Below are 13934 nucleotides of genomic sequence, written 5' to 3'. Positions count from 1 at the left end.
TCACCTGCATATCCGCTGTGTGGGCAGGACCACGGGGGCCCGGTGGCCCCCACGGCCCCGCACCTTCACACCGGGTGAACGCCGTTTCACTCTGCGGTGGCGCAAGGCGTCGCGCGGCGCATCGTCAGGCCGGACCGGTCACGGCCGGAGCGGAGTCACGGCAGAAGCTGGTAGTCCGGGAAGTTCCCGGGCAGCCGTTCCCCGGCCGGGCCCTGCGTGACCGCGCGCACCAGGAGCTCACCGCCGACGAAGGCACCGCGCCAGGACGCGCCGAACCCGCCGAAGAGTTCGTCGCGGTCACCGCGCGAGCGCGGCTTGCCGTGGCCGACCTTGAACGCCCGGATCTGCGGTGCCAGCCGGTCGTAGGTCGCGCGGTCGTCCGTGGCGAGGGTGGCCACCAGGGCGCCGTTGGAGGCGTTCATCGCGGCCAGCAGCTCGGCCTCCGTGTCGACCAGGACGATGGTGTCGACCGGGCCGAACGGCTCCGCGTGGTGCAGCGGGGACGACGGCGGCGGATTGAGCAGGGTGACCGGCTGTACGTACGCGGAGGTGTCCTGGCCGGGCAGGAGGCGGGCGTCGGCGAGCCTGCCCCGGTGCAGCGGGACGGCGCCGCGGTCGACGGCCTCGCTGACCTGGTCCGTGAGCTCCTTGGCCTTGGCGGCGTTGATCACGGGGCCGAAGTCCAGTTCGGGCAGGGCGTCGTCCGGGTTCTCGACGGCCAGCGGGTGGCCGACCCTGATCGTGCGGACCGCCGGGAGGTAGGCGGCGAGGAACTCGTCGAACAGCGCACGCTGGACGACGAAGCGGGGGTAGGCGGTGCAGCGCTGCTTGCCGTAGTCGAACAGCTTGGGGACGACCGCGGTGAGCGCCTCCCAGTCGGAGAAGTTCCAGATGCCCCAGGTGTTGAGTCCTTCCTGTTCCAGGACGTGCCGCTTGCCGAGGTCGGCGACGGCCGTGGCCACCGCGGCGCCGGTGTCGCGCCCGCCGACGAAGGAGACGCAGCCGATCTCGGGTGCCCGCACCAGCGCGTGGGACAGCTCGCCGCCGCTGCCGCTGACGAGGGTGACGGGAACGCCCTCGCGGGCGGCCAGTGCCGAGGCCAGGGTGAGGCAGGCGACACCGCCGTCGGTGGGGGTCTTGGCGATGACCGCGTTGCCCGCCAGGGCCTGGACCAGCATGGCGTGAACGAGCACGCTCATCGGATAGTTCCAGCTGGCGATGTTGGACACGGGGCCGTCCAGCGGGGTGCGGCCGTCGACCATCGGTTCGATGCCGTCGACGTACCAGCGCACGCCGTCGATCGCCCGGTCGACGTCCGCCCGCGCCAGCCGCCAGGGCTTGCCGATCTCCCAGACGAGCAGCAGGGCGAGCAGGTCACGGTGCTCGGTCAGCGCGTCCAGGGTGGCCGCGATCCGGGCCCGGCGTTCGGCGAGGGGGACGTGCCGCCAGGCGCGGTGCTGGTCGAGTGAGGCGCGTACGGCCTGGTGGGCGGTGTCCCGGTCGAGGCGCGGCGCGCCGGCGATGGGGCTGCCGTCGACCGGCGTGGTCGCGGGCAGTGCCCGCCCGTCCGGCTGCCAGGCGCCGCCGAAGAGGTTGAGGACACGGTCGTCGCGGAAGGCCTCGGGGGCGACGGAGAGGCTTCGCTGCCAGGCGTCGTTCCAGGACGTGCCCGGTTTCAGGACGAGGGGGCGGTTCGTGGTCGGGGTGGATGCCATGGGTAGCTCCGCTCTCGGTGCAGGCTCGGGGCGGGTGTGGCCCAGGGTCGTCCTCGGCGCCTGAGTCCGCTTCGACGCGGACTCGGGCGGGGGTGTCCTGCGTCGTCGGCGCGCGCCCGTGGCCGCGGCCGGACGGCAGGCCGGGCGTACCCCGCTCCAACGCCGCCTCGGCACCTCGCAGTTGGTCCTCGTCGCGGCATGCGGCGATGCGGACCGGTCCACGTCGTCCCTCTACGATCGGCTCACCGATCATCCAAGGGGGAACACCGAATGGACACCGCGACGGAGGAGACAGGGCGCCGGGTCACCACCCTGGAACTCTTCTTCGACCTGGTCTTCGTCTTCACGCTCACCCAGCTGACGGTGCTGCTCGCCGCCGACCTGTCGTTCGCGACGGCGGGCCGCGTGGCGCTGATCTTCGTGGTGCTGTTCTGGATGTACGGCGCCTACGCCTACCTCACCAACCAGGTACCGCCCGACCGCCCCTCCCGGCGTCTGCTGCTGATGCTCGGGATGGCCGCGTTCCTGGTGTGCGCGCTGGCGATCCCGCGGGTCTTCGACGACACCGGCGTCGTGTTCGGGCTCGGCTTCCTGCTCGTAGTGATCGTGCACACGGCGCTGTACACGCGCAGCCACGGCTGGGACTCGGTCTGGTACGGCGTGCCGAACGCGCTGGCCGCCCTCTCGGTCACCGCCGCCGGCCTGGTCGACGGCCTCCCGGCGGACGGCCTGTGGATACTGGCGCTGTCGCTCCAGTTCATGACACCGTTCGTGGCCGAGCACGGCCCCGGCCGCCGGGACGGACGTACGGCCGCCGCCCTGCGGGTCCAGCTCGGCGCCCTGGATCCGGCGCACTTCGTGGAGCGGCACGGACTGCTGCTGATCGTCGCGTTCGGTGAGTCGGTGATCTCCATCGGCGTCGGCATCGGTGATCTGCCGCTCTCGCCCGGCCTGTTCGGCGGTGCGTTCCTGGCGCTCGCGCTCGCCGTCGCCCTGTGGTGGACGTACTTCGTACGCGACGAGGAGGGCGCCGAGGCCGCGTTCCGGGCGACGCCGCCGCAGCAGCGCTGGCGGCTGGCGATGAACGCCTACTACTACGCCTTCCTGCCGATGCTGCTGGGCATCGCGTGTCTCGCCGCCGGGGTGAAGAAGACGCTCGGGCATCTCACCGAGGAACTCGCCACCGGCCCGGCGCTCGCGCTGGCCGGCGGGGTCGCGCTGTTCCTCGTCGGTGACGTGGCGTTCAGAAGGGCGATGCGGCTGCTTCCGGTGCGGCACCGCGCGGTCGCCGCACCGGTCGCCCTCGCCGCCGCGTTCCTCGGCGTCCGTTGGTCCGCGGCCGTCGAACTCGTCGCCCTCGTCACGGTGTTGGTGGCGATGCTGGCGGTGGAGGCCCGCTGGTGTACGGCCGAGAGGCGTGGCCTGGACATGGCACGCGCGTGAGGCCCCGGCCGGTCGTCAGGACTGGTCGCGCGCGTGGTACGACCGCCGGGTGTGTTCGGTGTGCTCGCGCATCAGCCGGGCGGCGCGCTCCTCGTCGTGGCCGGTGATGGCGGCGACCAGATGCTGGTGTTCCTCCCAGGACTGCTTGCCACGGGTACGGGCCACCGGCGTGTAGAACCAGCGCACCCGGCGCTCGACCTGCCGGCCCAGCTCGGCGAGGACGGCGTTGCCCGACAAGTCCATGATCTTGGCGTGGAAAGCGGTGTTCAGGGCCACGGCGGTGGCGATGTCGTCAGGGTGGTTGGCGACGGCCGACATTCCCCGGATCAGCAACTCCTCCAGGGCGTCGATGCCGTCGTCGTCCGCGTGTGCGGCGGCGAGGCGGGCCGCCTCGGTCTCCAGGAGCGTCCGGACCGTCAGGAGCTGGTCGGCCTCCTCCTCGGTCGGCTCGTGCACGAACGCGCCCTGGGCGGGCCGCAGATCGACCCAGCCGTCGGTGTTCAGCCGTTGCAGGGCCTCGCGCACCGGCTGCCGGGACACTCCGAGCTGTCCGGCGAGTTCGCTCTCGACGAGGTGCCGGCCGGGCTGCAACGCGCGGGTGGTGATGAGTTCGAGCAGCGCCTCGTAGACGCGGTCGCGCAGTGGGCCGGGCCGTTCGAGTTTGGGCACTGCTCCCTGCGGCAGTCCGGTCGACAACATCCCGGGTCCCCCCTTCTCGGCACGCCGTCCGTCGTGGACGGTGTGCGCGTGTGCAGTGGGCGCCCAGTATCGATTGTCTTTCGTCTACGGTCTACGGTGCACAACCGACCGTAGACCGTGAACCGGGCGCGTGACTGGTGATCTCAAGGGCACCGTACGACCTGCCCGGCATAGGACAGATTGCCGCCGAAGCCGAACAGCAGGACGGGGTCACCGCTGGAGAGCGCGCCCCGCTCGACGAGCTTGGACAGGGCCAGCGGAATGCTGGCGGCTGAGGTGTTGCCCGATTCGGTGACATCGCGCGCGACCACCGCGTTGACAGCACCGATCTTCTCGGCCAGGGGTTCGACGATGCGCAGGTTCGCCTGGTGCAGGACGACTCCGGCGAGGTCCTCGGGGGCGGTCCCGGCGCGCTCGCACGCCTTGCGGGCGAGGGCCGGCAGCCGGGTCGTGGCCCAGCGGTAGACGCTCTGCCCCTCCTGCGCGAATCGCGGCGGTGTGCCCTCGATCCGTACCGCGTGCCCCATCTCGGGCACCGAACCCCACAGCACCGGCCCGATCCCGGGCTCCTCCGCCGCACCGGACGCCTCGACGACGACGGCTCCCGCCCCGTCCCCGACCAGGACACAGGTGCTGCGGTCGGCCCAGTCGGTCACCGCGGACATCTTGTCGGCACCGATGACCAGGGCGCGGGTCGCCGCACCGGCGCGGACCGTGTGATCGGCGGTGGCCAGGGCGTGGGTGAATCCGGCGCACACCACGTTGACGTCTATCGCGGCGGGCTCCGGAACACCGAGCCGGGCCGCGACCCTGGCCGCGTTGTTCGGGGAGCGGTCGATCGCCGTGGAGGTGGCGACGAGGACCAGGTCGATGTCGGCGGGGGCCAGGCCCGCCGCGGCGAGGGCCTTGGCGGCCGCGTGCGCGGCGAGTTCGTCGACCGACTCGTCGGGGCCGGCGAGGTGCCGGGTGCGGATGCCCACCCGGCTGCGGATCCACTCGTCACTGGTGTCGACCATGCCCGCCAGGTCCTCGTTGGTGAGCACCTTGGCGGGCTGGTGGTGGCCGATGGCGATGATGCGCGAGCCGTTCAACTGGGGACCCCTCGTTCAGCGTGAGCAGCGGGATCCACCAGTCTGGGCAGTGACTCACGGGTACGGCGGCAGGTGAAGCCACAGGAATCGGGCGCCGGTGTTGTCGGCTTCTGTCAGACCCTCGGACGCCCGAGCATTCACCCGGTGAACAGCTGGGTCGCCTTCTGCACGAGTTCGTAGAGCCCGTATCCGAGCGGCGCGGCCACCCACAGCCAGGCGAACGCGATCAGTCCCCGTCGGCTAGGCGGACTGGTGTCGCTGGACATCGGCGGCCTCCCTCGGCGCGGGGACGTGGTGACGGGCGTGGACGGGGCGTACGAACTCGTTGGCGACGAACCCGACGACGAGCAGGCCGATCATGATCGCGAACGAAAGCGCGTAGAGCGCGGATCCGTGCTTGCCGGCCGCTTCCTGCCGGTCGGCGATCCAGTTCACGATCAGTGGCCCGAGCACGCCCGCGGTCGACCAGGCGGTGAGCAGCCGTCCGTGGATCGCACCGACCTGGTAGGTGCCGAACAGGTCCTTCAGATAGGCGGGGATCGTCGCGAAGCCGCCGCCGTAGAAGGAGAGGATCACCAGTGCGCACAGGACGAACAGCGGCTTGACCGAGTCGCCGGCCAGGGCGAGGAGCAGGTAGGTCAGCGCTCCGACGCCGAGGTAGACCCGGTAGATGTTCTTGCGCCCGATCAGGTCGGAGGCCGACGACCAGCCGATCCGGCCGGCCATGTTGGCCGCCGACAGCAGGGCGACGAAACCGGCGGCCGCGGAGGCCGACACCGGCGTGGAGCTGTCGGCGAAGAAGTCCGTGATCATCGGCGCGGCCTTCTCCAGGATGCCGATGCCGGCGGTGACGTTGGTGCAGAGCACGACCCACAGGCACCAGAACTGAGGGGTGCGCACCGCGCTGCGGGCCGACACCTGAACGCCCTCGAGGGAGCTCACGGCGCTGCCCTCGGGCCGCTCGGCGCGCGGTACCCGGACCAGGAGGACGCCCAGCGACATGAAGATCGCATACGAAAGACCGTGCACGAGGAACGCGAGCGCGATCCCGGAGTGGTCCGTGCCGAACGAGTCCAGCATCTGCGCCGACCAGGGCGAGGCGATCAGGGCACCGCCGCCGAAGCCCATGATGGCGATGCCGGTGGCCATGCCGGGCCGGTCCGGAAACCACTTGATCAGGGTGGAGACGGGTGAGATGTACCCGATGCCGAGGCCGATCCCGCCGACGAAGCCGTAGCCGAGGACGATGAGCCAGTACTGCTCCGTCTGCGCGCCGAGCGCGGAGAGCAGGAAACCCGAGGAGAAGCAGACGAGGGCCACGGTCATCGCCCAGCGCGGGCCGTTGCGTTCGACGAGTGTGCCGCCGAACGCGGCCGACAGTCCGAGCATCACGATGGCGAGCTGGAAGGGCAGGGCGCTCTGGGTGCCGTCGAGATGCAGCGCGGCTTCGAGAGGCGGTTTGAAGACGCTCCAGGCGTAGGCCTGGCCGATGGAGAGGTGGACGGAGAGAGCTGCGGGCGGGACGAGCCAGCGGCTCCATCCCGGGGGCGCGACAGGGGGCTGCTCATGAGGCCGAACGCTAGGGGCCGGGGAGGGAAGTTGAGAACCGGGCGCGTCGACCGTATGCGATGAACGGTATTCAGGATGCGGTGAACGGTCGGCGTGCGACCCTTGGCCTGCTGTCCTCCACGCTGGGCGTGCAGGACAATGGGATGGCTACCAGCACGTACGGAACCGGGGCTGATCAGGACATGGGACGAGTCACCGAACGACGCAAGGTGATCCGCATCCGCGACGGGGCGGTCTCCGCCCGCCCGGACACGCTCGTCGCCGAGGAACCCCTGGAGATCAGACTCAACGGCAAGCCGCTCGCGGTCACCATGCGTACACCGGGCGACGACTTCGCGCTGGCCGCGGGGTTCCTGGTGAGCGAGGGGGTCCTGGCCACCGCATCCGATCTGCTGAACATCGTCTACTGCGCGGGGGCGACGGTCGACGGTTCCAACACCTACAACGTGGTGGACGTGAAGACCGCGCCGGGCGTCACGCTCCCCGACTTCACGCTGGAGCGAAACGTGTACACCAGCTCCTCGTGCGGGCTGTGCGGCAAGGCCAGCCTGGACGCGGTCCGTACGACGGCCCGCTGGCCCATCGCCGACCGGCCTCCGATACGTGTCGCGCCCGGACTGCTCGCCGCCCTCCCCGACCGGCTGCGGGCGGCCCAGCGGGTGTTCGACCGGACCGGCGGTCTGCACGCGGCGGCCCTGTTCGACGAGGACGGCGAGCTGCTGGACGTCCGCGAGGACGTGGGCCGGCACAACGCGGTCGACAAGCTGGTCGGGCGCGCGTTGCAGAACGGGGACCTGCCGCTGTCCCGCACCATCCTGCTGGTTTCCGGCCGGGCCTCCTTCGAGCTGGCGCAGAAGGCCGTGATGGCGGGCATTCCGGTGCTGGCGGCGGTGTCGGCACCGTCCTCGCTGGCGGTGGACCTGGCCGCCGAGACCGGGCTGACCCTGGTGGGCTTTCTGCGGGGCAGCTCCATGAACGTGTACGCGGGCGAGGACCGCATCGCTCTGCGGACCGCGGCCGCGCAGGGCTGACCCGCCTCGGCCGTCGGGCTCCCGGCCTGCCGTCGGCCGGTCAGGGTTGCAGCCGCAGCTCCTGCGCGCGCACCACCGTTCCCAGCCGGGGAAAGTCCAGCGTCACCGAGGCCTCGTGCTCGGGGGCGGTGAAGGCGGCCATGGCGTCCTCGACGAAGACGAGGTCGTAGCCGAGGTCGGCGGCGGCGCGGGCGGTGGACTCGACACCGAGGTTGGTGGCGATGCCGCCGAACACGAGCGTGGTGACTCCTCGCTCCCGTAGCCGGCGGTCGAGGTCCGTGCCCTGGAAGGCGCCGATCGTACGCTTCACGATCTCCAGGTCTTCGTCCCGCGGAAGGCCGGCCACCAGTCCGCTGCCGGGCGGCTGTTCGGCAACGCCGGGACGTTCGACGCGGACGAGCGCGACAGGCGCGCCGGCCGACCGGAAGGCGGTCGCCAACTGTTCGGCGACGGCGAGGACTTCGGTTCCCTTGCGGGGTTCCAGGGGCAGCGCGACGATGCGGTCCATCAGGTCGACGAGGACGAGGGCGGTGCGCGCCGGATCGAGGGCGAGAGGTGCGGTCATGACGGAACGTTAACCGTCACACGCCCTCCGTACCGGAAATCCGGGTCAGCAGGGCCATGAACTGGTCGCGTTCGGCCGCCGACAGCGGGGCGAGCAGCGCGTCGTTCGCCTCCCGGGCCGCCTCCTCGCAGCGGGTGAGCAGCCGGGCGCCCTCGTCGGTCAGGGAGACAGCGTTCTTGCGGCGGTCGCGGGGGTCCGGCGCACGGACGACGAGGCCTGCGGCTTGCAGGTCGTTGAGGACGCCCACCAGGTCCTTGGGGTCGAGTCCGATGCCGCGGCCGAGGTCGGCCTGGGCGACGGGGGCGAGATCGCGGACGGCGGAGAGTACGACGTGGTGCCACATCTTCATGTCCTGCGCCGCCAGCGCCTCGGCGACCAGGGCCCGGCCGCGCGCGGCCGCCCGGCCGAGGATCCAGCTGGGGAGGGAACGGATCGCGGGAAGGGGGGCTTCGGCCATGAGGACAGCCTACAGGCCAACCGTTGGACTTCCCAATGAATATCCTCTATCGTTGGGGCTCCCAACGATTCGCGGGCGTGGTTCGGGAGGGCGCTCCCCCGCTCCGTCCGCTTCCTCAGGAGGTGCGATGCGTCGCGTCCGGTACGAGTCCCCCGGTGGCCCACTGTTCCTGGAGGACGCCCCGGTGCCCGAGCCCGGCCCGGGCGAGCTGCTCGTGCGCACCGAGGCCGTCGGCCTCACCCTCCCGGTCGTACGCAAGGTCACCGAGGCCGCCGAACCGATCCCGCTGGGCGGTGAGATCGCCGGGGAGGTCGTGGCCGTCGGCGACGGGGTCACCCGGTTCGACGTCGGCCGGCGCGTGACGGGACTGTGCTTCGGGCACGGGTACGCCGACTTCGCGATCCTGCACGAGGCGATGGCCTCCGCCGTGCCCGAGGCCGCCTCCGCCGTCGACGCGGTGGCACTGGTCCGCAGCGGACTGGTCGCACTCGGCGCCCTGGAGGCGGCGCGGCCGGAGCACGGCGAGGCGGTTCTGGTCACGGCGGCCGCGAGCGGCGTCGGCCACCTCGCCGTCCAGCTGGCGCGCCTGCGCGGCGCCGCCCGGGTGGTGGGCGCCGTGTCCGACCCGGCCAAGGCGGACTTCGTCCGCTCTCTCGGCGCCGATGACGTCATCGCGTACACGGACGACAACTGGGGAGACCCCGTCGACTGCATATTGGATGCGGTCGGCGGCGACCTGCTCACGCCCGCGATCGCCGCACTCGCACCGGACGGCCGGCTGGTGGCGTACAGCTCGGGCGGCGGGACGATCCAGGCGTACGACCTCCTGGTGGGCGCCAAGTCGGTGATCGGGTTCCAGATGGCCCGGATCGCCCGAGGCCGGCCGGAGCTGTACGAGCGGTGGCGGGTCGAGCTGTGGCGACTGTTCAGCGAGGGCGCGCTGCGGCCCGCCGTGCACGGAGAATTCGCGCTGGAGGACGCGGCCCGCGCCCACGAGGTCATCGAGTCGCGGAGCAACCTCGGCAAGGTGGTGCTGCGCCTCTGACGCGTCCCGCCGATCCCGGGAAGTGGCCGCACGCTTCTTGTGGGGCGCCCGAAGCGCCAACTACCGTCGTGGGAGCGAACGTTGGACGTGGGATGTCCCGATGTCCAGAGATCCGGACGTCCGGATCCAGGTGGATGAAGGGCAGGTCGCACCATGCCGTCAGGTCTTCGCGCACGCCCGAGACGCATCCTGGCCGCCGTTCTCACGGCGGCCGCGGTGCTCCTCCCGTTCCTGCTGCCGTACCCTGCGCAGGCCGGACCGGCCGCTTTCGCGGCCGACTCGGCCGACTTCGAACAGCAGGTGCTCTTCAAGGCCTCGCAGGACCCGGGTTACGCGTGCTTCCGCATCCCCGCGATCGTGCGGACGACGAAGGGCACGCTGCTGGCGTTCGCCGAGGGACGGGTCCTCAACTGCGGGGACGCGGCCGACATCGACATAGTGGTGAAGCGCTCCGCCGACGGCGGCCGCACCTGGAGCCCGTTGCGGGTCGTCACCGAGGGAGCCGGTGACACGCACGGCAACCCGGCGCCGATCGTGGACCGTGCGACGGGGCGCGTCCTGCTGGCGGAGACCTACAACACCGGCCGTACGGACAGCGGGAGCTGCCAGGTCCCCTGCGACCGTACACCGCACCTCCAGTACAGCGACGACGACGGCCTGACCTGGTCCGAGCCGCGCGACCTGAGTCCGGAGATCCTTCCTCCCGACTGGAACTCCTGGTACGCGACCGGACCGGTGCACGGCATCCAGCTCACCCGGGGCCGCCACGCCGGGCGGCTGGTGTTCGGCGTCAACACCGAGACGTGGAACGGCAGCCGGGTCACCGCCAACCACGCGGCGCTGATCGTCAGCGACGACGACGGCGACCACTGGCGGGCCGGGGCCACCGACACCTGGCCTATCGCCGCCGACGGCACGTTCCGGCAGAAGCCGTCCGAACTGACCCTCACCGAGCGTGCCGACGGCTCCGTCCTCGTCAGCGGCCGTGAACAGGACGGCACCGACCTCGGCCACCGCACCCAGACGGTCAGCCGCGACGGCGGCGCCGGCTTCGCCGCCCCGTTCCGCGACCTCCCGGACCTCTACGCCCCCCAGGTGCAGTGCTCGACACTGCGCCTGGGCGACCGCATCCTGCTGGCCTGCCCGGGCGACCCGGACCGCCGCCGGACGATGATGATCCGTTCCTCCTACGACGGCGGACGCACCTGGGACAGCGTGGACCGGGGCACGGTCGTCACCACGGACTGGTCGGGTTACTCCGACCTGGTAGGTGTCGACCGCGACACGGTGGGCCTGATGTACGAGGGCGGTGCGGTCGACGCCCGCGACGAGATCCGGTTCGCCCGCTTCACCGAGGACTGGCTCACCCCGCGCCGCGGCCCCGACCCGACGACGGCCGACCTCACTTCGCACGCCCCGCGCGCGGCCGTGCTCGGCGGCGCGGAGGAGACGGGCGGTGTGTCGGGCGGCGCGCTGGAGTTCGACGGCGTCGACGACGCCGTGCGACTGCCGTACCGGGCCCGCTTGCCGCTGGGTGCCAAGGACTTCACGGCGTCACTGTGGTTCCGCTACACCGCCACGAACGGCGAGCAGCCGCTGCTGTGGATGGGGGGCATCGGTACCACCCAGCCCCAGGTCTGGCTGCGCGGCGAGCCGGGCAGCGACCGCGTGCGCGGGCTGATCACCGTACGGGACGGCGCGACCGCCGTGCGGACGGCGACCGTGAGCACGGCCGGTGCCTACAACGACGGACGGTGGCACCATCTGGCGCTGCGCCGCGGCGGCGGCCGGTTGACGATTTTCGTAGACGGTATGCAATCGTCCGTTGTCGATGTCCCGGGTTCGGTCAGCCGTAACTCCCCGTTCGGCGTGCACATCGGTCAGCGTATGGACAGCCGGGCCTTCTTCACCGGTGCCATCGACGACGTCCACGTCTGGGACCGGGCGCTGAGCGACGACGAACTGGCCGGTCCTCCGAAGCGGGAGCCCACCGAGGACACCGTGCTGTGGCTGCCCCTGGACCACATCGGCAAGGGCCACGCAGCAAGGTGAACAACCGGGGAGGCCGCCGGTCCCGGCAACCGTCAGCGGCTGCGTGGCCCGCTGTCGGCGGCGGTCCGTGACACCGCGGTCGGCGCCGTCGACGTCGCGGGCGTCTCGGGCGTCTCGGGATCGCCTGCCCGGCGCCGGGCGATGACTGCGCACACCATGAGCTGCATCTGATGGAAGAGCATCAGCGGCAGGACCGCCAGCGAGGCGTGCGCGCCGAACAGCACGCTCGCCATCGGCAGCCCGGAGGCAAGGGACTTCTTCGACCCGGCGAACTGGATGGCGATCCGGTCCTCGCGGCCGAAGCGCAGCGCGCGGGCGCCGTACCAGGTCAGGGCGAGCATCACGGCGAGCAGCACGGCTTCGACGGCCAGCAGCCCGGCCAGCCGGACCGCGCTCACCTGGTGCCATATCCCCCGCACCATGCCCTCGCTGAAGGCGGTGTAGACGACCAGCAGAATGGAACCGCGGTCGACCAGCCCGAGGATCTTCTTGTGCCGGGCGACGAAGCCCCCCACCCAGGGCCGCAGCACCTGCCCGGCGAGGAACGGCACGAGCAACTGCAGCACGATCTTCACCAGCGAGTCGGCGGAGAACCCGCCGCCGGCGTTGCCGAGCAGGCCGGCCGCCAGCAGCGGGGTGAGCACGATCCCGACCAGCGAGGAGAAGGAACCCGCGCATATCGCCGCGGGCACGTTTCCGCGGGCGATCGAGGTGAAGGCGATCGACGACTGGATCGTCGACGGAACGAGTGTCAGAAACAGCAGGCCCTGGTAGAGCGGCTGGGTCAACAGCGCCGGGACCAGCCCACGCGCTGCCAGACCGAGCAGCGGGAAGACGACGAAGGTGCAGGCCAGGACGGTGACGTGGAGCCGCCAGTGCTTCAGGCCGTCCACTGCTTCACGGGTGGACAGCCGGGCGCCGTAGAGGAAGAAGAGGAAGGCGATCGCGGCCGTGGAAGCGCCGGAGGCGACATCGGCGGCCGTGCCCCGGGCCGGCAGCAGCGCGGCGAGGCCCACCGTGCCGAGCAGCAGCAGGATGTACGGGTCGATCGGCATCCGACTCGGCCGGTGCAGGCGTTTCACAGTGCTCCATCTACGTTCGTACGCGGTGCTTGAGGGGTGCCCCAGCCCCCGGAGGGCCCCCTTCCATCGTCCTCCCCGGCAGGCCGATCGGGAATCCCGCACACCACTCTGACTGTCATCACGTTCCGCGATATACCCTCGGCGTGTGTACGACCCCGCGCAGCTGCGTACCTTCCTCGCGGTGGCCCAGACGCTCAGCTTCACGCGGGCCGCTCGGCGGCTCGGGCTGCGCCAGTCCACCGTCAGCCAGCACGTGCGCCGGCTCGAGGACGCCGTCGGACGCCAGCTGTTCCTGCGGGACACGCATTCCGTGGAGCTGACCGAGGACGGCGAGGCCATGCTCGGCTTCGCCCGCCGGATCCTGGCGGCGCACGAGCAGGCGGCGGCGTTCTTCACCGGCACCCGGGTGCGCGGCCGACTGCGGTTCGGCGCGTCGGAGGACTTCGTCCTCACCCGGCTGCCGGAGATCCTCGAAGGCTTCCGGTACGACCATCCCGAGGTCGATCTGGAGCTGACGGTGGAGCTGTCGGGCACCCTGCACGAACAGCTGGCCGGCGGAAAACTGGACCTCGTGCTGGCCAAGCGCCGCCCTCAGGACCCGCACGGCGAGCTGGTCTGGCACGACGACCTGGTCTGGATCGGCGCCGAACGGCTCCGCCTGGATCCCGAACGGCCGGTGCCGCTGATCGTGTACCCGCCACCCGGGATCACCCGGGCGCTGGCGCTGGAGGCCCTGGAACGGCAGGGCCGGCCGTGGCGGATCGTCTGCACCAGCGGCAGCCTCAACGGGCTCGTCGCGGCGGCGCGCGCCGGTCTCGGTGTGATGGCGCACTCCCGGGGCCTGATCCCGCCGGGGCTGTTCCGGCTGCCGGAGCGGGCGGGGCTCCCGGAGCTCGGGAGGGTCGACTTCGTCCTGGTGCACGGACGTGTCCGCGCCTCGGCCCGGAACGCGGCGGACGCGCTCGCGGCGGCCCTCCTGGCGGGCGGGGAGCGGCTGCACCGGCGGGGTGGCTGAGATATGCATTGTGTGCATACAAAATGCAATGTCTGCATACAGAACACAGCTCATGTGGCCCAAAATTGTTCGGTCTGGAGGGGACGTTCGCGTGCTGCGGACGCCGTAATCGCGGCGTACAGATTCGGTGGAGATTACGGCCCCGAAACTTACTGAACCGTAAGGATTCT

At 71.4% G+C, this 13934-nt stretch carries 12 protein-coding genes and 1 pseudogene; 5 read left to right on the top strand and 8 right to left on the bottom strand.

What is annotated here, in order from left to right:
* Positions 1-155: 155 nt before the first annotated feature.
* Complete coding sequence (locus ACFY01_RS26240; protein ID WP_390738176.1) at positions 156-1715, bottom strand: aldehyde dehydrogenase family protein; 1560 nt, start codon at positions 1713-1715, stop codon at positions 156-158.
* A 270-nt stretch (positions 1716-1985) separates the two neighbouring features.
* On the opposite strand from ACFY01_RS26240, the gene ACFY01_RS26235 reads away from it, so the two are divergent.
* Positions 1986-3158, top strand: coding sequence for a low temperature requirement protein A (locus ACFY01_RS26235; protein WP_390738175.1), 1173 nt, complete (start codon positions 1986-1988; stop codon positions 3156-3158).
* Positions 3159-3173: 15 nt separating this feature from the next.
* On the opposite strand, the gene ACFY01_RS26230 is transcribed toward ACFY01_RS26235, so the two are convergent.
* The 4 genes and pseudogenes from ACFY01_RS26230 to ACFY01_RS26215 form a co-directional block, all read right to left on the bottom strand.
* A complete protein-coding gene (locus ACFY01_RS26230) occupies positions 3174-3857 on the bottom strand; it encodes a GntR family transcriptional regulator (RefSeq protein ID WP_390738174.1) in 684 nt (227 codons plus the stop codon).
* Positions 3858-4000: 143 nt separating this feature from the next.
* Positions 4001-4948, bottom strand: a complete 948-nt coding sequence (locus ACFY01_RS26225; protein ID WP_390738173.1) for a beta-ketoacyl-ACP synthase III — start codon at positions 4946-4948, stop codon at positions 4001-4003.
* Between the two features lie 137 nt (positions 4949-5085).
* On the bottom strand, positions 5086-5214 hold the full coding sequence (locus ACFY01_RS26220; protein WP_361448894.1) for a hypothetical protein: 129 nt from the start codon (positions 5212-5214) through the stop codon (positions 5086-5088).
* Positions 5189-6508, bottom strand: a pseudogene (locus ACFY01_RS26215) (OFA family MFS transporter); the annotation flags it as partial. The gene ACFY01_RS26220 and the pseudogene ACFY01_RS26215, both read right to left, overlap by 26 nt.
* Before the next feature lie 191 nt (positions 6509-6699).
* Between ACFY01_RS26215 and fdhD the strand changes: the two are divergent.
* On the top strand, positions 6700-7548 hold the full coding sequence (fdhD, locus tag ACFY01_RS26210) for a formate dehydrogenase accessory sulfurtransferase FdhD (protein WP_390738172.1): 849 nt from the start codon (positions 6700-6702) through the stop codon (positions 7546-7548).
* A gap of 40 nt (positions 7549-7588) precedes the next feature.
* Here the strand turns inward: fdhD and ACFY01_RS26205 are convergent, their stop codons facing one another.
* Both ACFY01_RS26205 and ACFY01_RS26200 read right to left on the bottom strand, forming a co-directional pair.
* Positions 7589-8113, bottom strand: a complete 525-nt coding sequence (locus ACFY01_RS26205; RefSeq protein ID WP_390738171.1) for an isochorismatase family protein — start codon at positions 8111-8113, stop codon at positions 7589-7591.
* A gap of 16 nt (positions 8114-8129) precedes the next feature.
* Positions 8130-8570, bottom strand: coding sequence for a MarR family winged helix-turn-helix transcriptional regulator (locus tag ACFY01_RS26200; RefSeq protein ID WP_390738170.1), 441 nt, complete (start codon positions 8568-8570; stop codon positions 8130-8132).
* 127 nt (positions 8571-8697) lie between these two features.
* Between ACFY01_RS26200 and ACFY01_RS26195 the strand changes: the two genes are divergently transcribed.
* Both ACFY01_RS26195 and ACFY01_RS26190 read left to right on the top strand, forming a co-directional pair.
* Positions 8698-9615 carry a zinc-binding alcohol dehydrogenase family protein gene (locus ACFY01_RS26195; RefSeq protein ID WP_390738169.1) on the top strand — a complete coding sequence of 306 codons (918 nt, stop codon included), beginning with the start codon at positions 8698-8700 and terminating at the stop codon, positions 9613-9615.
* Positions 9616-9768: 153 nt separating this feature from the next.
* Positions 9769-11667: an exo-alpha-sialidase gene (locus ACFY01_RS26190; RefSeq protein ID WP_390738168.1), complete on the top strand. Its 1899-nt coding sequence runs from the start codon at positions 9769-9771 to the stop codon at positions 11665-11667.
* 32 nt (positions 11668-11699) lie between these two features.
* Here the strand turns inward: ACFY01_RS26190 and ACFY01_RS26185 are convergent, their stop codons facing one another.
* Positions 11700-12722, bottom strand: a complete 1023-nt coding sequence (locus ACFY01_RS26185) for a bile acid:sodium symporter family protein (RefSeq protein ID WP_390738167.1) — start codon at positions 12720-12722, stop codon at positions 11700-11702.
* 172 nt (positions 12723-12894) lie between these two features.
* Between ACFY01_RS26185 and ACFY01_RS26180 the strand changes: the two genes are divergently transcribed.
* Entirely contained in the window at positions 12895-13764 is an 870-nt protein-coding gene (locus ACFY01_RS26180; protein ID WP_390738166.1) for a LysR substrate-binding domain-containing protein, read from the top strand.
* Positions 13765-13934: the final 170 nt, after the last annotated feature.

It is taken from the genome of Streptomyces sp. NPDC001480, from assembly GCF_042894725.1.
Lineage (GTDB): Bacteria > Actinomycetota > Actinomycetes > Streptomycetales > Streptomycetaceae > Streptomyces.
The sequence above is the reverse complement of the archived record's forward strand: the minus strand, read 5'-3'. Positions and strand labels throughout refer to the sequence as shown.